We start from the raw sequence: 18050 nt of genomic DNA on the forward strand, positions 1-18050 counted from the left end.
TTTGTTCAAGAAGCGTAGAGCTTTTGGGAAAAGAATAGGCACCTTGTGTATTCATAAGGTGCCTAAGTCCTTCTGTTAACTGCTTACTTCACCTATCAAGTCAAGCAAGCATGATTACAACTCAAAGTTCCTATTTATCATTAACAATGACCATATCACAAAATGTGCGAGTCTATTACTACACAATCCATTCTACCATATAATTTAAAAACAGAATTTGTTTTTTCTCTATCGTTTGTTTATGTTTATTCTATTCAAAAAATGATAATTGGTCTTTGAGTCTGTTATCACACACATTTATACAAGTGATAAATATTGCAATGAGTCCTCAAACTCTACTTTCACCTCTATAAGCAAATAATTCATTGAAAGAAAAATTTTAACTCTTTTAATTTAAAGCTACACAATGCCTCTCATCTGTCGCAAATGAAATTTTGAGAGAGCTTTGTCATCGCCTTTTACTCACTTTCTGTTATCTTTTTCTTGCCAATAAATAGAGCAAATAAGAATAATACGATTGATAACATTATATTGGCAACTAAGCTCGTTTTTTCACCGGTCTTAGGCAGGCTTCGAACTTGGGTATTCTCACCACTATCATGTGAGTTAGTTCTCACAGATACATTTTCTTTTATACCTTCGTCTCTTACAGTACGAGCCATTTTCTCTTGCTTAGTAGGCATATCTTTTTTCGAATCATCAAAAATAGAAACCGTTTCTTCTTTTGATGTCTCTGCATTTTGCTCTACTTTTTTGTCAGTCAGCGTTTGGCGCACAGGTGGCAAAATAGTTTGTTCAAGTGTGTCTGATTGTTCGATATTTTTGGTAATTTCTTTGCTAGGTTGCTCTTCCTTCTCGTCCTTTTTATCTGGTTTATTAATGCGGTGACCATTTCCTTTTTGAACCGTTACGACTTCCCAAGCTACCTGTTCACCTTCTTTATCAAACGCTCTAAACGATAAGGTTTCTCCATTTTTTAAAACACGACTACCCAAATCAAATTCGAATCGACCTGTTGAATCAGTTGAAGTTTTACCAATTATCTCCTCGCCATTCTGAGTTGATACTAATTCAATCATTACATCTGGAGCTGTTTTGCCACTGATGTAACCATGATCTGTAGTGACTTTTTCTACTTGAAATGGCAAATCCGTCACGTCTTCATCTTCCAAATATTGCCCTACAACTTCTTCCTTACTAGCGATGATATTATTTGTAACCGGGTCAATGATTTCAAAGCGAATTCTCTCACCTTTCTCAAAAGGCAATTGTAAATCTTGAATTTGGAAGCCAAAAAATCCTAATTCGTCCACTTGAACTGGAGGATACTGTTTTCCTTTGATTGACGAAACCATGCGAACGTAGGCATTAAGATGTATCGTTCGACCGACAATATAATCTTTTTTATTATGCAGTTTAGGTACAATGATAGGATCTTCATCTGTCGCTTCATCCATATCTGCATCTTGTAAATAAGTTGCTAAAGATGCCATAACAGATTTATCCAATAATATACTTGAACCATCAACTGTATCAAGATGGACAGATATCAGATCCTCTTGTTGATTGTGAGTCAATCTGTAGTACTTATCCTCTGATTGTAGGGCAGGCAAAGCAATTTTATAGTGACCTGTCTCATCAGCAATGGCTTCCATGATAAACTCTGAAGTATCAGCATTGTATAGATGTACACGACCTAAAGGAAATGTAGTGCCTTCCAAAACTGAAGTCGCACTTGATAAAGGTTTTACTGTCATTTGTGAAGATACTTTTTCTTTTACCAATGGTTTTACAATAGTATTAGTAATCACCGGCTGACCATCTTCTGATACAAAAGATAAAACCAATCTATCATCTGCTTTAAATTTTGAACCTGCTAAACTCTCGGAAAAAGTAACCTCAAACCGTCCATCTTTAGGATCAATTAGTGTCTTATCAGAGACAAAACTACCATTTATTGATAGATAGACTGAACCTTTGACAGAGGTATGACCAATAACTTTGCTCGTATGTTCAAAAACTGGTTCGATGAACACTTGATGCATTCCAGTAGATGTTTTTTCTAATCTTTTTGCTGGAATTTCATAAGCCTCTGGATGTCGATTAGTCCTCACTACTACCTTACGTTCTTCAGAATCTGCCTCTAGAGTCCAAAACTGTTTTGGCAAAGCACTAATTTCCACAGTTTGGCTGTGAGCAAGTGGTTTACTCAACCGATAAGAAAAATCTCCCTTATCATCTGCTTCCAAAATATTCTCAATAGAAGTAACTGCTTCCCCATCTATCGTAATCGCTACATATCCACCAGGAGTGGTATTCCCTGAGATGGTTTGATCTCCAGCTTGAATCGGAGCAACCTCTAGATGGTTTTCAATAAATGGAAGTTCTTCCTCCATATCCTCCATCTCTTCCGATTTTTTTTCTTCACTCGGTACCTCATCAGTCACTTCCTCAGCTTCAGCATTTTCCGAAACTGTATTGGTAAGCGATGTTTCCGTGCTTTCTAATTGAGTTTCAAGAGCTGTAGAGTCAGTCTCCTCAGCCATTGCGGTTTCCGTATTCATCCCTGTGCCAATCCATAGAAAAGCAATTGCCACCGAAACTAAACCCACCTTACTTTTTCTCAACGAAAAAATCTTGCTATTCATATTTTCTCCTTATATCTGTATTAACAATTAACGACACATATTGTCCTAGTTTTATTATAAAAAAAACATCTCATAGAACATTGTTTTTCATTAGTTTTTTATCTGTTTCACAGTTGTCTGTAATAAATAGCATGCTACATTTCGCAAAAACTTTGCTGGTTCTCATAGTCATTTAGTTTTTCTTTTATTACTTGTAAATACAATTTCTAAGTTATGGCACATTCAAAGTAAAGAACAAGCGCCTGAATTTTTCTATGATGCAGATCATTGTTTTTAGCTCGGAGTGCTCGCTTTAATTCGTCAACTTATACTCAATGAAAATCAAACTAGGCGACGCAGATGCAGATAGAACTGAAGTTCATCAAATCAAGTCAACAATGTCTGATTTTGATTTTCGAAGAGTATTAAATAAGAGTGGGTTTATTTGTCATGATGCCACTTGTTTATTTTGTTAACTATCACTTCATAAAACATGGTTGTCCTCACAATAAAAAAAGCACCCGAAGGTGCTAGGTAAGACCATTCTACCGACTTCAGGTTCGAGGTCGGTGGAAAAATTCATTAGGCGTTGAAAGCATCTGTCAACTGTGGCACAACTTGTTTCTTACGTGAAACGGCACCTGCTAGGAAGGCGTGATTGTTTTCCAACTTGAAGTTGAAAGCTGCTTCTACCTTATCCATGTTGCTACCGAGCGCAAGGATTTCTGAGTTTGAATTAACGATGTCAGTAATCATCAAGACAAAGTCAGAGTAGCCGTTTGCTGCTGATGCTGCTGTCATGGCTGATTCGATTTCTGCTTGACGTTCCAAGACTTCTGCAATGTCCACAGTGTTGACTTGGGCTACACGCACGTCATTTCCATTCAAACCAAAGGTTTTTGCGTCGATGTCAATCAATTCTTCTGCTGACTTGCTGGCAAGGTTGGTTCCTGCTTTCAAGAGTGCCAAGCCGTATTCTTCCAAGTTTACACCAGCAATTTCAGCCAACTCAGCCGCAACTTGTGGATCTGTTGCATGAGTAGTTGGGGATTTGAGCAAGAGTGTATCCGAAATCAAGCCTGACAAGAGGAGACCTGCCACTTCTTTTGGAGGCGTCACACCATTTTCCTTGAAGGCACGGTAAGCGATAGAAGATGCTGAACCAACTGGCTCCAAACGCATGTACAATGGGTTTGCAGTTTCGAAGTTTGCGACACGGTGGTGGTCAATAACAGCTGCCACTTCCACATCTTTGATGTCTGCGATTGATTGTTGGAATTCATTGTGGTCTGTCAAGATGACTTGGCTAACACCTTCTGCCTTAGCAGACTCAACCACGCGCGGTGCAGTAACACCAAAATAATCAAGCGCAAAAGCTGTTTCTTCATTTGGCATTCCAAGGGCTACAGCTTCCGCATCACGGCCAAAAACTTCGCGCTCCAAGTGAGCCCAGCCGTATGATGATGCAATGGCATCTGTATCAGGATTTTGGTGACCAAAAACTAAAAATTTAGACATGTCTACAACCTCATTTTTCTAATAATCTCCTACATTTTACCATAAATAGAAAGACTTGTGAACATGGACGGGTCCAGATTTGCCAAACGTTTTCAAAAAGAGTAAGATAGTAGGTAATAATGCAAAAGGAGAAACCTATGAAATTTTCAGACTATACCTATGTTCGTCCGGACTATGAAACAATTAAAGCACAGTTTTCTGAACTGACAGAACAGTTAGCTGCTGCTAGTGATTTGGAAACAACTCGTACACTTGTGGTAGCCGTTACAAAATTACTCAACTTGATCGATACCCAGTACAACCTCTGGATGATCCGCCATACTATCGACATGAACGATGAGTTCTACAATGAAGAAACCAAGTTTTGGAATGAATATTCGCCACTCTTTGAAGAATTGACCACCAACTACTACCGTGTCATTGTACAAACGCCATACAAGGAAGAGCTTTCAGACATCTTGCCTCAAACCTTCTTCATGCAGGCAGAAAACAAGCTCGAGACCTTCTCATCTGATGTGATTCCCTTGTTCCAAAAGGAAAATGAATTGACCGATGAGTACAGCAAACTGATTGCTGGTGCAGAGATTGATTTCCAAGGTCAGACCTACAACCTGGCACAAATGGGGCCATTCGGTCAATCAACCGACCGCGAGGTCCGCAAGGCTGCTTCTGCTGCTACAACTGCCTTCTTTGAAAGCAAGGAAGCTGATTTTGACCGTGTTTACGACGAGTTGGTCAAGGTCCGCACGGAAATCGCCCACAAACTTGGCTTCAAGGACTATGTGGAATACGGCTACCTCAAGATGAACCGTTTCGACTACAATCGTGATATGGTCAAGGTGTACCGTGAAGAAATCCTCAAACATATCGTACCGATTGTGCAAAACCTTCGTCAACGCCAAGCCAAACGTTTACAGGTGCCAAGTCTCAAGCACTACGACCTCAACCTTGAATTCTTGGACGGAAATGCTGTTCCTCAAGGTGACCCTGACTTTATCGTCAGCCAAGCCCAAGACATGTACCGCGAATTATCCGCTGAAACGGGCGAGTTCTTTGATTTCATGATTGAGCATGAACTCTTGGACTTGGTCGCAAAACCAGGCAAAAACAGCGGTGGCTACTGCACCTATATCCCTGACTTCAAGAGCCCATTTATCTTCTCTAACTTCAACGGAACCAGCGGTGATATTGATGTTTTGACCCACGAAGCAGGTCACGCCTTCCAAGTCTACCGTTCCCGTTGGATCCAAAGTCCAGAAGTTGTCTGGCCAACCTATGAAACCTGTGAAATCCACTCCATGTCTATGGAATTTATGACTTGGCCTTGGATGGACCGTTTCTTCAAGGAACAAGTCGATAAATATAAATTTACCCACTTGGCAAGTGCCCTACTCTTCTTGCCTTACGGTGTCTTGGTGGACCACTTCCAGCACGAAGTCTATGAACATCCAGAAATGACACCAGCAGAACGCAAGGCGACTTGGAAAAAACTCCAAGACCTCTACCTGCCAGACCGTGATTATTCTGAGTCAGAAGCCCTCAGCCGTGGTATCTTCTGGTATCGTCAAGGTCATATCTTTGCTAGTCCATTCTACTACATCGATTATACCTTGGCCCAGGTTTGTGCCCTTCAATTCTGGAAACGTACGCAGGTAGATCACGATGAAAATGCTTGGGAAGACTACATCCGCATCTGTGATTTGGGCGGCACCAAGTCCTTCTTGCAAGTGGTTGAAGCCGCAAACCTCCAATCACCATTCAAAGAAGGTGCCCTTGAAAGCACCGCAAAAGCTGCGGCCGATTGGTTAAATGCAGTTAAGGATGACGAACTCTAAAACGCAAAAATCTGAATGAACAGCTCATTCAGATTTTTTTGATTATATGATACTTGTCCCTAACACATTAAATCTTTTCCGCATCAATCTCCGACCTCTTCACTATTATCCCTTAATTCTATTCAAGTACTCCTGATAGGTTTCTGTCTCCATCAAGGCCTTTGCATTTTCCACTCGAGCCTTCGTTGGGGGCTTAGTCCCCTCTAGTGGATAGGGTCTGCCCAACTCACGCCACTTAAATTCACCAAGATTATGATAAGGTAACACCTCAAAACGTTCGACATTTTTTAATGTTTTAACAAACTTACCAAGTTCAATCAAGTCTTCATCTCGGTCAGTCAAATTTGGTACCAGGACATGACGAATCCAAACAGGCTTACCGATGTCTGATAGATATTGAGCACATTCTAAAATAGTCTTGTTACTATGACCTGTCACAATGCGGTGTTGCTCAGGATTCATTTCCTTAATATCAAGGAGCACCAAGTCTGTTACTTCCATAAGCCGACTATATTTTTCCAAGTAGCGCTCTGTCTTACGGAAAGTCAACGCACAGGTATCCAAAGTAGTGTGAATCCCTTTTTCTTTTGCAAGGGTAAACAGAGCAATTAAAAAATCAATCTGGATGGTTGCTTCACCACCTGAAACGGTAATCCCCCCTTCTTTTCCCCAAAACATACGAAAACGCAGGGCTTCATTCAAGACGTCTTCTGCCGTTCTCTCAGTCGCTGCTGGATTGACCAGATCCCAAGTATCTGGGTTATGGCAATACTGGCAACGCATGTGACAGCCCTGCATAAAGACTACAAAACGTACCCCTGGGCCATCAACCGAACCAAAACTCTCTGTTGAATGAACCAAACCTGTCACTTTACGATAATCAATTTCTGTCATCATCTCATCCTCATCATTTTATAAGACTAGTATATCACAAAAATGAAAACGCTTCTATCATTTACTTTCTTTCTTTCATAACTATCATCTTCCGTAAAAAGAAAGCTAAAAGACTAGGTTGCCCTAGTCCTTATCGGTTTCTTCTTTCTCCAGTGGTGTAATCAAGAGTTTTAATTTTGTTACGCGACCATTTTTTACCTTATCGTTAATAAGAACTAGATGGTGATCTTTACTATCTACTTCAAAGGAAACCTTTTCGTCTTGGCTAGGAATGGTACCGACCCCTGTCAGATAATAACCAGCAATCGTATCAACGTTATCACTTTCCAACTCCATCTCAAAATGCTCATTGAAGTCATTTAAGGTCATATTTCCTTGGACGATATAGGTGTTGTCAGCAATTTCTCGGACAAAAATTTCTGTCTTATCGGTCTCATCATCGATTTCACCGACAATTTCTTCCAGCAAATCTTCCAAGGTAACGAGACCTGCAACACCACCATACTCATCTAACAAGATAGCCATTTGATTTTGGGTATTTCTCAATGATGTCAACAAATCATCCACGAAAATCGTTTCTGGAACGAAGAGAGGCTCCTGCATAATGCGGCGGATGTTGAGATTGTCAAAGCCATTACTGAAAGCTTCTGACAAGATTTTCTTGGTATGAATCAGACCAATGATATTGTCCTTATCGCCATCATAAACAGGGATACGTGAAAAATTCTGCTTGAGGATGGCTGCCATGATGGTTGCTGTATCATCCTCAATATCCACCATGAAAGCATCCGTACGGGGAACCATTACTTCACGTGCCATCAGCTCATCTAAAGAGAACACACCTTGAAGCATTTCGATTTCTTCGGCATCTAAGGTTTTCTCACTCTTTGTCAAAATATATTCAATTTCATCCCGTGTCATCTGCTCATCCGCATCATCAAAATTCATAGGAGTAATACGGCTGATAAGATTCGTTGCAGCAGATAATAACCACACGAACGGACTAACAATTTTTCCAAGGAAAATAATCACAGGTGCAGTAACTACTGCCAGATTTTCCTTCATATTCATGGCAATCCGCTTAGGGTACAATTCACCAAGAACGATTGAAACGAAAGTCAACATAGCCAGTGCAAGCCAGTATCCTGCAGTTTGCGCTGTTGTTGAATTCCCCATCCATTTGGCAAATACAGCTCCCAAATCATTAGCCAAGCTGGCACCTGAAAGGATGGAGATGAAGGTAATACCGACCTGAATGGTTGATAGAAAATTGTTAGGATTCTCTAAAACTTGAAGCAAGCGAATATATTTCTTCTCACCGTCTGCGGCTTTTTGTTCTACTCTTGAACGATTTAGAGAAACAAGCGCCATTTCAGAGGCTGAAAAGAAGGCATTGAACAGGGTCAATAAGAATAAAATTAACAGTTGTAAATAGATGGTCTGACTACCAGGGTCTTCCATGATGTTCTCCTATAATAAAATTTATAACATTCCTATTATACCATAAAATCCAAATTTTTACATAGTTCTTGTTACAAATACTCTCTCTTGCCCTTTTATGTTACAATAATCAAAAGGAATAGGAGAGTGACTATGGTTATTTCAATGAAAAATGTTCATTACAAGAGACAGGGTAAAACAATTTTAGAAGATATAAACTGGGAATTTCAACCAGGAGAACGATGGGCCATTTTGGGTCTAAACGGTGCTGGCAAATCAACACTCCTGCGTATTCTAATGGCAGAATTTTGGAAAACCTCTGGTGATTTGACAGTATTAGGGGTTGAATTTGGTAAAGGTGACATTCCCAGTCTTCGTACGAAAATTGGAGTGGTCGGCTCTTTTCTAGCAGAACGATTTCCCATTGACCTGACTGCAGAACAAATCGTATTGACAGGTAAATATAAGTCCTCCATCCTATATCGTGAATATGGACAAGCGGAGCTCAACCAAGCAAAAGCTATGCTTAAGTCTATTAAGGCTAGTCACCTAATTGGTCGGACTTATGCGAGCCTTTCACAGGGTGAACGCCAACTCCTGCTCATTGCCCGTAGCCTCATGGAAGATCCAGCTATTTTGATATTAGATGAAGCAACCGTTGAACTTGACCTATTGGCACGCGAGCGCCTCCTCCATCATATCGATTCTATCTGTCAACTCCCAAATGCTCCTGCCATCATCTATGTCACCCACCACGCAGAAGAAATCACAAACAACTTTACTCACGTCCTCCTTCTAAAAGAAGGGAAAGTCCTAGCACAGGGACCAAAACAAGAAATTCTAACTCCTGCATTGCTCAGTGATTTTTATGGCAATCAGGTAGAATTGATTGACTTGGGTGAGGGAAGATTGTTCATTAAGCCGATATTATAAAAAAACAAATCCAGCCCTAGTTTGAGCTGGATCTTAATCGTTCCACCATCACCAAAAATGGTGGGGTATTGACTTGGTTGAGCGGTTTATAGAGCATGGCGGTAAAGACAGTCTGGTCTAGCTGGCTGATAAAGTCTAAGACTGCATCCTTCTCAAGAGCTCCGCCCTCGTGACCATAGTAAACCATGATGGCTAGGCGACCACCCACCACCAGACGGTCAAGGACTTTTTCGATGGCTTGAAGGGTGGTTGCAGGCAGGGTGATGACTGACTTATCCGCCGAAGGAAGATAGCCTAGATTAAAAATTGCTGCCTTGCACTCCTCCACATACTGGTCTAGGTTTTCGTGTCCTGTCAAAACCAATTGAGCATTGGTCAAGCCAGCTTTTTCTAATTTTTCAGCCGTTGTGGTCAGGGCTTGTTCCTGAATATCAAAGGCCACAACTTTTCCTGCTCGCTGAGCTAAAAATAGCGTGTCATGGCCATTTCCCATAGTCGCATCGACCGCTAGGTCCTGGTCTGTTAATATCTCATCTAAAAAGGCATGGGCCATGTGTAAAGGTCTAAGCATTCTTTCTCCTTAAGTTAATAATCTTACATAATATTCGGTCAAGGTGGCTTCGTCCACCTTTTTGCGTTGCTGGAGCCACCAGCTGACCGTCTCCACAAAAGTCGTCACGACAAAATGTACCAGCAAATCCTCTGGAAGATTCCTCTTATCCTGCATGTAATCTTCAGCCACTTTTGGAAAAATATCGTGTTTCAACTCCGCTTCCAGTTCTCTTAGAAAATAGGCATTGCGGGACAACAAAAGGCTGGCAACACGATCTTGATTGGTCCGAAAGTGTTTGAAAATATGAACCAGTAAGGTCTTCACATCCGCATCTTCACGACCTGTAAATAAATGATGAAAGAGGTCATGACAAAGTTCTTCCAAAAGAGCCTCTTTACTTGCATAGTGGGCATAGAAAGTGGAACGCCCCACATCTGCTAGGTCAATGACATCCTGCACACGCATCTCGTCATAGCCCTTATCATTTAATAAGGTCAAAAAAGCCTGAAAAATAGCTCTTTTTGTTTTTGCAATTCGTCTATCCATTTTTCGTACATTTCAAACAATTTGTTCAGAAAAAGACAAACCGTTTCTCTTGTTTCTAGTTTTTCGGCTCATTACAGTGCATAATAAACCTATAAACAGTATAACACAGAAAGGGAATCTCATGTCATCTTCTAAAAATACATTTATCGCTTTTCTCCTCAATCTTAGCTTTTCTATCATCGAGTTTATCTTTGGCTGGCTCTTTGGTTCTAGCGCTATCTTAGCAGATGCTGTTCATGATTTGGGTGACGCCCTCGCCATCGGAAGCTCTGCCATCATGCAAACCTATGCCAACAAGCCTGCTGATAGGGTTTATCCCTTTGGCTATAAGAGATGGAATATTTTGGCTGCTCTCTTGACTTCTAGTATTCTGATTATCGGCTCCAGCTTGATCCTTGTGGAAAACATTCCCAATCTCTTCCATCCCCAGCCTGTCAATCAAGATGGTATGCTGGTACTTGGGATTATCGCTGTCATCATCAATTTCCTTGCTTCCCGTATTGTAAAAAATGGCCATAGCCATAATGAGTCCATTCTCAGCTTGCACTTTTTAGAGGATATTTTGGGATGGCTGGCGGTCATCCTTGTTTCCATCATTCTTCAATTTACTGATTGGTACTTTCTAGACCCACTTCTCTCGCTCTGTATTGCTATCTTCATCCTCTCCAAAGCCCTGCCAAAAGCCTGGAATAATGTCATGATTCTACTTGAAACAAGTCCGCAAGGAGTAAATATTGAAGAAATTGAAGGAAGACTCATGGCTATTGAAAATGTTCACGAAATCACACAACTGAATGTCTGGACCATGGATGGATATGAACATTGTGCGACTGTGACAGTGACACTAACAAATCCTGCTGTAGCAGACAAGACCAAAGCAAAAATACGGAATTCTCTTATCACCTTTGGCATTGTCCAGGGCACCATCGAAATTTTGTAAAAAATTTTTTAAATACTTCACATTTTCTTCTTCCATTTGCGAATAAATAGGTATGAAGACAATTATCCTATTTTTCCTTGGAGCTTCTATCGGCTCCTTCTTGGGATTGGTCATCGACCGTTTCCCTGAACAGTCCATTATCGCCCCCTCTAGTCACTGTAATACCTGCAAGCGACGGCTCAAAGCCTGGGACCTCATTCCAATCCTGTCCCAGCTTTCGACAAAATCCAAATGCCGTTACTGCAAGGCGAAGATACCTTATTGGTATCTGGGACTAGAAGTCTTAGCTGGTCTAGTCGTCCTGCTCTGCCATTTTCAGGTCCTAAACCTGACCGAAACCATTCTCATCTTGGCAGGACTTGTTTTGACCATTTACGACATTAAGCATCAGGAATATCCTTTTGCTGTCTGGCTCGTTTTTACTTTTATAGCTCTGGTACTCTCCCAGCTCAACTGGCTTTTCTGTGGCTTTTTACTCTTGGCCTATCTGACTGAAAAATTGCAAGTCAATATTGGTTCTGGTGACTTTCTCTATCTGGCAAGTTTGGCCTTAATATGTGGATTTACAGAACTCCTCTGGATTATCCAGATTAGTTCCCTCCTAGGGCTTCTTGTCTTCACTATTTTCAAACCCAAGTCTATTCCCTACGTACCACTCCTTTTCATTTCAAGTATTCCTATCATTCTGTGCACCTAAATCGAGTTTTTCTCGATTTTTTTGTTATAATAGAAGGCATATTAGAGTTCAACTCCATCAAAATAATTGGAGTGCCTTCTTGATAGGAAGGCAAAAGGAGAAACGTTATGACACTATTTAAGGATGACAGTTTAACCCTGCATACCGACCTTTATCAAATCAACATGATGCAGGTCTATTTTGACCAAAACATCCACAATAAACACGCTGTATTCGAAGTCTATTTCCGTTCACAACCTTTTAAAAATGGCTACGCTGTATTTGCCGGTTTGGAACGCGTTGTAAACTACCTCAACAATCTCAGCTTTAGCCAGACAGACATTGACTATCTGACAGAACTAGGTTATCCGCAGGCTTTCCTTGATTACTTGTCCCAATTGGAAATGACGCTCACTGTCCGTTCGGCTAAGGAGGGCGACCTGGTCTACGCTAACGAACCCATTCTTCAAATCGAAGGACCATTGGCACAATGCCAACTAATCGAAACTGCCCTCTTAAACATCGTCAACTACCAAACCCTGATTGCCACAAAAGCTCGCCGTATCAAGGCCGTCATTGAAGATGAGCCCTTGATGGAATTTGGCACTCGCCGTGCCCAAGAAATGGATGCTGCTATCTGGGGTACACGGGCAGCCTTTATTGGTGGAGCATCTGCGACTTCCAATGTTCGAGCTGGCAAAATCTTCGGTATCCCTGTCGCTGGTACCCATGCCCACGCCTTGGTTCAAACATACGGAGATGATTACAAGGCTTTCAAAGCCTACGCTGAAACCCATCATGACTGTGTCTTCCTCGTTGATACCTATGATACGCTTCGTATTGGTGTTCCAGCAGCCATCAAGGTTGCCAAGGAAATGGGAGATAAGATTAACTTCAAAGGGGTTCGGATTGATTCAGGCGATATGGCCTATATTTCCAAGAAAGTTCGTCAGCAATTAGATGATGCAGGTTTTACAGATGCGAAGATTTACGCATCTAATGACCTGGATGAAAATACCATCCTCAACCTCAAAATGCAAAAGGCAAAAATTGATGTCTGGGGAGTTGGTACCAAACTCATCACCGCCTACGACCAACCTGCCTTGGGCGCTGTCTACAAGATTGTATCCATCGAAGATGAAGATGGAAATATGCGTGACACCATCAAGCTGTCTTCTAATGCGGAAAAAGTCTCCACTCCTGGTAAGAAACAGGTTTGGCGCATCACCTCCAAAGAAAAAGGAAAATCAGAAGGGGACTACATCACCTTTGCGGACACCGACGTCACACAGATGGATAATATCTATATGTTCCATCCAACTTACACCTACATCAATAAAACCATCGAGAACTTTGATGCACGTCCTCTCCTAGTTCCTATTTTCGAAAAAGGAAAACAGGTCTATGAACTTCCAAGCCTAGCGGAAATTCAAACCTATGCCAATCAAGAATTTGATAAGCTCTGGGATGAATACAAACGTGTGCTCAACCCACAGCTCTATCCAGTCGACTTGGCACAAGATGTTTGGGATAATAAGATGAACCTCATCAATCGTATTCGCAAACAAACTCAGACCAAATCCATCTAAGAAAGGTATGTTATGACCCTACAGGAAACAATCATCAAAGAATTAGGTGTCAAGTCACATATTGACCCCAAAGAAGAAATCCGTCGCTCCATCGACTTTCTCAAAGACTACCTGAAAAAACACCCATTTTTGAAAACCTATGTCTTGGGGATTTCTGGTGGACAAGATTCGACCTTGGCTGGTCGTTTGGCTCAGCTGACTATGGAAGAAATGCGGGCGGAAACAGGTGACGATTCTTATCAATTTATCGCTATCCGCCTCCCTTACGGTGTGCAAGCTGACGAGTCTGACGCCCAAGCAGCCCTAGCCTTTATTCAACCAGATGTCAGCTTAACCATCAACATCAAGGAATCAACAGATGCCATGGTGGCTGCAGTCAATGCAAATGGGCTTACTATGTCTGATTTTAATAAGGGAAATGCTAAAGCCCGCATGCGCATGATTGCCCAATACGCTATCGCTGGGGAACGCAAGGGGGCTGTTATTGGAACCGACCATGCCGCTGAAAATATCACTGGCTTCTTTACCAAGCACGGCGACGGCGGTGCAGACATTCTCCCCCTCTTCCGCCTCAATAAACGCCAAGGAAAACAGCTTCTAGCTGAACTGGGGGCAAATGAAAAACTCTACCTCAAAGTTCCTACTGCAGACTTGGAAGAAGACAAGCCCGGTCTGGCTGATGAAGTCGCACTCGGTGTTAGCTATAACCAAATCGACGACTATCTCGAAGGTAAAACCATCGACCCTCAAGCCCAAACCATTATCGAAGACTGGTGGAACAAAACAGCCCACAAACGCCACCTGCCAATTACTATTTTTGATGACTTTTGGAAATAATACTCTTCGAAAATCAAAATCAAACGTTGTTGACTTGATTTGATGACTGAAAAGCTCCTGTGGAGGTTTTCAGCCAGTTACCTTGAAATATAAAAGGAATAGAGTTCTAACATCAACTTGAAGGCGCAAACAATGTTCGCTATATTTCCAACCTTCAACTATCTCCCAGATAGTTTTGACGCGAAACATGTTCGCTATATTTCCAACCTTCAACTATCTCCCAGATAGTTGAAGCTAGGCTACTTTTGATTTTCATCGAATAATAAAAAATGGAGCCCTGACAGTTGAACCGTCAGGGGTTTTGTTTTTTATTATAACTTCAAACCATAATGAAAAAAGCCCACGCAGGAAAAAACATCCTGCATGGGCGTCAATGGACACGGTGCCACCTCACTATGGACTCGACTAGAAAAGTCCATAACTTTTTCTCCTCTAACAAGGAGGCGCACGATAAGGGGTGCGGACCGAACTCTCATTGTTTCGAATTCATCGAACCAAACTCGCTTTACTAAACCAGACAATCCATAAAACGGATACGAATGCTTGTTTGGCATCAGCCCATTTCATAAACCTCTATCATCTATTCACACCAACCATAGACTCTCTAAAGACAAAGTGTTTATTACTTTTTCTGATTACTTGTAATTATACGTTACAAAATCAAAATGGTCAAGTAATTTTTAGAAATTTTCTAAACAATTTGAAAATTCAGTTTCCATTGCCTGAATCCATTAAAAACTAACAAAAAGCCACTCTGCTTAAGTGACTTTCTAAAAAACTGTACTCACGAGGCTGGACTCAAGCCCAGCACCGCTTCTCAAAGTTAGTGTCAACATCTCAGCACAGTGGTTGATTGGGTTTAACAGTCCAGTGGAGTGAAACAGTTCGAGGAACTGTTTCAGCTGGTCACCTTAAAACTAGAAAGTGACCATAGAAGCCGAACCTAAATGTCTTTCCCACTCCCATATCAAAGACAGCTTTAACTAGTCAAGGTCATTTTTAAGGGAATACTGACTGTATTTCAAAAAAATAACGATATGTAGCTTAAACAATAGCCTTAGATGGACATTCTGAACCTGTGACGGTAGGTTCTAAGACTCCTGTTTGGAAAGGATTATCCCTCTCTTTATCAATGAATAGGTAAAATAGGCTAGTATTCCCCCCATTGTATTGGTCCATAAATCATCGATTTCAAAGACGCGTTGGGCATCAATCAGCAAATCCAGTAGTAATTGTGTGCATTCAATAAAAAGACTGATACAAAAACTATAACGAATCACCGCTCGAAGGCTCCGCCATTCTTCCCTAAGAAACAAAAGAAGAAAAATCAGAGGGAAAAGTAGAAAAATATTAGTGATGTTTTGCAAGAAAATCCATCCTAGGTCCGCCAAACCATCTACCTTGTCCCCGTTGACGATGCTGTTGAAAGGCGTTGGTAAAAGATAGAGACGGCCGATTTGAATAATTCCTGGGGTCGAGAAATCCTTATACTGTGGGTACCAAGTCTGAGGTAGAAAACAAAGTAAAACAATAGCCAGAGCATAGGCTCCAGCTAAGGTCTTACAAATCTGTCTTCCTAGCTTGGTCAAGTTTCCATCTGCTTGGAAGAATTTTCTCATGCTCGAATACCTGCCTTTGCTTTTGCGGCTGCAATACGAGCACGTGCTTTTTCACGGTCTTTCTTGAGCGTATTGGAGCGCAATTGACCACAGGCAGCATCAATATCTGTACCATGTTCCTGACGAACGACACAGTTAACACCATTTTTCTTCAAAACATCAAAGAAAGCAAGAGTACGTTCCTTGGTTGAACGACTGTACTGGTCATGTTCGCTAACTGGGTTATAAGGAATCAGGTTGATATAGGACAATTTACGGATGTTCTTGGTCAAGTCAGCCAATTCCTGTGCCTGTTCCACTCCATCGTTGACCTCATTGAGCATAATATACTCAAAAGTCACACGGCGGTTGGTCACTTTGATATAGTCTTCGATTGCTTCAAAAAGAACTTCTATAGGGAATTTGCGGTTAATCCGCATAATGCTCGAACGAAGGTCATTATTTGGCGCATGTAGAGATACTGCCAAATTAACTTGGACACCTTCGCGTGCAAACTCACGAATTTTTGGCGCTAAACCTGACGTCGAAACAGTGATGTGACGGGCACCAATTGCCAAGCCCTTGTCATCATTAACCACTCGCAAGAAGGTCATAACATTATCGTAGTTATCAAGCGGCTCACCAATCCCCATCACAACGATATGGCTAACACGCTCATTCTGATTGCGCTCATCCAAGTACTTTTGTACCAACATAATCTGAGCCACAATCTCACCGCTAGTCAAGTCACGTTGCTTAGGAATCAATCCAGATGCACAGAATGTACAGCCGATATTACAGCCAACTTGTGTCGTTACACAGACAGAAAGACCATAGTGCTGGTGCATGAGAACTGTCTCAATCAACATGCCATCTGGCAGTTCAAAGAGGTATTTGATAGTGCCGTCCTTAGACTCCTGTACAATCCGTTGTTTGAGCGGGTTAACTACAAAATTCTCTTCCAACTTTTCAATCAAAGATTTTGGCAAGTTGGTCATTTCCGCAAAGGATTGAACACGAGAACGGTAAAGCCATTCCCAAATTTGAGTGGCACGGAACTTCTTCTCTCCGTTTTCTAAAATCCAATCAACCAGATTGGCTTGACTAAATGCATAAATTGATGGTTTCATATTTCTCCCTATTTCTGGCGGATAACAAAGTTACGCTTCACTTCATTCATCTCACGCTTGCTCTGCTTACGCTCACGTTTTTGAGAACGCTCCGTTTGACTCGCCTTAACACCAGCATTCTTCATAGTAAAATGACGCTGTTCCGACTGTTTGTTCTGCTGCTTCCCTTTTTTCTGACGGTCATTGCGATTATTTTTGTTTTCTTTTGGTGCAATAGGCTCCGTCCGCTGCTGATTTCTGTTGCGATTGCGAGAACGACTCCGCTTGCGACGCGGTCTGTCCTCCTCCTCAGCAGGCAAGTCTTGTGGATTCGGATTGGCTAAGACGAAATAAGCACAACCAAAATTACAATACTCCGTCAAATAGTCGTCCAAGCGGCTGATTTTTAAGTCTGATTTAACATTTTTATCGTCTGTATAGAATCCCCTTAATCTCAGCTGCTCATTGCCCCAATCTCCCACGATATAATCAAACTTGAGCATGAGTTGTGAAAAACGTTGACCAAAAATCGTCTGGTCAAAAGCATTCTTGTAATCTTCCAAAAGGTCCAATTCAATATTTTCAGATACAACCTTATCTCCGACACGAGCAAAACTCGGACCAGGGTATTTATTATAGTTATACATTTCAGGTGAAATTTCTTTTTTCATTTGTCCTCCTATCTTATAAAATCTTCATACGTAAAAATCATTTGATTAATAATCTATCCGGTCAGAATCTAAATTCTCACACTTAACCTTATTATTATAACACGATTTATCTGGAAATTCTTCTACTTTACCATTTAGGAGAAATTTCTGACAATTAAGTAAATTCCCAAAGTAAGTTCTAGTCTGTCTTAAAAACTGGAAACTAGAATGAGACAAAGAAATAAGGTAGAACTTACTATGGGACAAGTTGGTAATCGACAATGAAAAACAAACACTTAACTCTC

The 18050-nt window shown here is 41.3% G+C and carries 15 protein-coding genes; 6 read left to right on the forward strand and 9 right to left on the reverse strand.

All coding sequences use genetic code 11. The features are described from left to right. Positions 1-458 precede the first annotated feature (458 nt). Together ODU34_RS02280 and ODU34_RS02285 are read right to left on the reverse strand one after the other, a co-directional pair. Positions 459-2648 carry a YSIRK-type signal peptide-containing protein gene (locus ODU34_RS02280; RefSeq protein WP_398578348.1) on the reverse strand — a complete coding sequence of 730 codons (2190 nt, stop codon included), beginning with the start codon at positions 2646-2648 and terminating at the stop codon, positions 459-461. Between the two features lie 561 nt (positions 2649-3209). After that, positions 3210-4145 (reverse strand): manganese-dependent inorganic pyrophosphatase, encoded by a 936-nt coding sequence (locus ODU34_RS02285; protein WP_136671517.1) that lies wholly within the window; start codon positions 4143-4145, stop codon positions 3210-3212. 137 nt (positions 4146-4282) lie between these two features. Between ODU34_RS02285 and ODU34_RS02290 the strand changes: the two genes are divergently transcribed. Beyond that, positions 4283-5980, forward strand: coding sequence for a M3 family oligoendopeptidase (locus tag ODU34_RS02290; RefSeq protein WP_136671518.1), 1698 nt, complete (start codon positions 4283-4285; stop codon positions 5978-5980). 105 nt (positions 5981-6085) lie between these two features. Here the strand turns inward: ODU34_RS02290 and pflA are convergent, their stop codons facing one another. Continuing rightward, the gene (gene pflA, locus ODU34_RS02295) at positions 6086-6877 is read right to left on the reverse strand and encodes a pyruvate formate-lyase-activating protein (protein ID WP_012027587.1); all 792 of its coding nucleotides are present in this window, start codon (positions 6875-6877) and stop codon (positions 6086-6088) included. A gap of 120 nt (positions 6878-6997) precedes the next feature. Beyond that, a complete protein-coding gene (locus tag ODU34_RS02300) occupies positions 6998-8335 on the reverse strand; it encodes a hemolysin family protein (RefSeq protein ID WP_002942867.1) in 1338 nt (445 codons plus the stop codon). Between the two features lie 132 nt (positions 8336-8467). Here ODU34_RS02300 and ODU34_RS02305 point away from each other — a divergent pair, with 132 nt between their 5' ends. Next, positions 8468-9247 (forward strand): ABC transporter ATP-binding protein, encoded by a 780-nt coding sequence (locus ODU34_RS02305; protein WP_398578349.1) that lies wholly within the window; start codon positions 8468-8470, stop codon positions 9245-9247. 16 nt (positions 9248-9263) lie between these two features. Here the strand turns inward: ODU34_RS02305 and ODU34_RS02310 are convergent, their stop codons facing one another. Both ODU34_RS02310 and ODU34_RS02315 read right to left on the reverse strand, forming a co-directional pair. Next, a complete protein-coding gene (locus ODU34_RS02310; RefSeq protein ID WP_024401709.1) occupies positions 9264-9818 on the reverse strand; it encodes a class I SAM-dependent methyltransferase in 555 nt (184 codons plus the stop codon). A gap of 9 nt (positions 9819-9827) precedes the next feature. Beyond that, positions 9828-10346 (reverse strand): TetR/AcrR family transcriptional regulator, encoded by a 519-nt coding sequence (locus ODU34_RS02315; RefSeq protein WP_099809619.1) that lies wholly within the window; start codon positions 10344-10346, stop codon positions 9828-9830. Between the two features lie 121 nt (positions 10347-10467). On the opposite strand from ODU34_RS02315, the gene ODU34_RS02320 reads away from it, so the two are divergent. From ODU34_RS02320 to nadE, 4 genes are all read left to right on the forward strand, one after another. Next, entirely contained in the window at positions 10468-11286 is an 819-nt protein-coding gene (locus tag ODU34_RS02320) for a cation diffusion facilitator family transporter (RefSeq protein ID WP_398578350.1), read from the forward strand. Positions 11287-11338: 52 nt separating this feature from the next. Then, on the forward strand, positions 11339-11983 hold the full coding sequence (locus tag ODU34_RS02325) for a prepilin peptidase (RefSeq protein ID WP_398578351.1): 645 nt from the start codon (positions 11339-11341) through the stop codon (positions 11981-11983). A gap of 107 nt (positions 11984-12090) precedes the next feature. Then, positions 12091-13551 (forward strand): nicotinate phosphoribosyltransferase, encoded by a 1461-nt coding sequence (locus tag ODU34_RS02330; RefSeq protein WP_024382383.1) that lies wholly within the window; start codon positions 12091-12093, stop codon positions 13549-13551. Between the two features lie 12 nt (positions 13552-13563). Further along, on the forward strand, positions 13564-14388 hold the full coding sequence (nadE, locus tag ODU34_RS02335) for an ammonia-dependent NAD(+) synthetase (protein WP_398578352.1): 825 nt from the start codon (positions 13564-13566) through the stop codon (positions 14386-14388). Between the two features lie 1091 nt (positions 14389-15479). Here nadE and ODU34_RS02340 read toward each other — a convergent pair. From ODU34_RS02340 to ODU34_RS02350, 3 genes are read right to left on the reverse strand one after another with little or no spacing between them, the layout of a single operon-like run. Then, a complete protein-coding gene (locus ODU34_RS02340) occupies positions 15480-16007 on the reverse strand; it encodes a VanZ family protein (protein WP_136647083.1) in 528 nt (175 codons plus the stop codon). Further along, positions 16004-17116, reverse strand: coding sequence for a 23S rRNA (adenine(2503)-C(2))-methyltransferase RlmN (gene rlmN, locus ODU34_RS02345; protein WP_024406668.1), 1113 nt, complete (start codon positions 17114-17116; stop codon positions 16004-16006). The genes ODU34_RS02340 and rlmN overlap by 4 nt, the downstream gene beginning before the upstream one ends. Before the next feature lie 8 nt (positions 17117-17124). Then, a complete protein-coding gene (locus ODU34_RS02350; protein ID WP_024399656.1) occupies positions 17125-17766 on the reverse strand; it encodes a YutD-like domain-containing protein in 642 nt (213 codons plus the stop codon). Between the last annotated feature and the right edge of the window lie 284 nt (positions 17767-18050).

This window comes from Streptococcus sp. 2018WUSS126 (assembly GCF_044427425.1).
Taxonomy (GTDB): Bacteria; Bacillota; Bacilli; order Lactobacillales; family Streptococcaceae; genus Streptococcus; species Streptococcus hashimotonensis.

What these genes read in the sequence shown, in the direction of transcription:
- ODU34_RS02280 (WP_398578348.1), bottom strand. Translation starts at nt 2,648, where the DNA reads ATGAATAGCAAGATTTTTTCGTTGAGAAAAAGTAAGGTGGGTTTAGTT.
- ODU34_RS02285 (WP_136671517.1), bottom strand. Translation starts at nt 4,145, where the DNA reads ATGTCTAAATTTTTAGTTTTTGGTCACCAAAATCCTGATACAGATGCC.
- ODU34_RS02290 (WP_136671518.1), top strand. Translation starts at nt 4,283, where the DNA reads ATGAAATTTTCAGACTATACCTATGTTCGTCCGGACTATGAAACAATT.
- pflA (WP_012027587.1), bottom strand. Translation starts at nt 6,877, where the DNA reads ATGATGACAGAAATTGATTATCGTAAAGTGACAGGTTTGGTTCATTCA.
- ODU34_RS02300 (WP_002942867.1), bottom strand. Translation starts at nt 8,335, where the DNA reads ATGGAAGACCCTGGTAGTCAGACCATCTATTTACAACTGTTAATTTTA.
- ODU34_RS02305 (WP_398578349.1), top strand. Translation starts at nt 8,468, where the DNA reads ATGGTTATTTCAATGAAAAATGTTCATTACAAGAGACAGGGTAAAACA.
- ODU34_RS02310 (WP_024401709.1), bottom strand. Translation starts at nt 9,818, where the DNA reads ATGCTTAGACCTTTACACATGGCCCATGCCTTTTTAGATGAGATATTA.
- ODU34_RS02315 (WP_099809619.1), bottom strand. Translation starts at nt 10,346, where the DNA reads ATGGATAGACGAATTGCAAAAACAAAAAGAGCTATTTTTCAGGCTTTT.
- ODU34_RS02320 (WP_398578350.1), top strand. Translation starts at nt 10,468, where the DNA reads ATGTCATCTTCTAAAAATACATTTATCGCTTTTCTCCTCAATCTTAGC.
- ODU34_RS02325 (WP_398578351.1), top strand. Translation starts at nt 11,339, where the DNA reads ATGAAGACAATTATCCTATTTTTCCTTGGAGCTTCTATCGGCTCCTTC.
- ODU34_RS02330 (WP_024382383.1), top strand. Translation starts at nt 12,091, where the DNA reads ATGACACTATTTAAGGATGACAGTTTAACCCTGCATACCGACCTTTAT.
- nadE (WP_398578352.1), top strand. Translation starts at nt 13,564, where the DNA reads ATGACCCTACAGGAAACAATCATCAAAGAATTAGGTGTCAAGTCACAT.
- ODU34_RS02340 (WP_136647083.1), bottom strand. Translation starts at nt 16,007, where the DNA reads ATGAGAAAATTCTTCCAAGCAGATGGAAACTTGACCAAGCTAGGAAGA.
- rlmN (WP_024406668.1), bottom strand. Translation starts at nt 17,116, where the DNA reads ATGAAACCATCAATTTATGCATTTAGTCAAGCCAATCTGGTTGATTGG.
- ODU34_RS02350 (WP_024399656.1), bottom strand. Translation starts at nt 17,766, where the DNA reads ATGAAAAAAGAAATTTCACCTGAAATGTATAACTATAATAAATACCCT.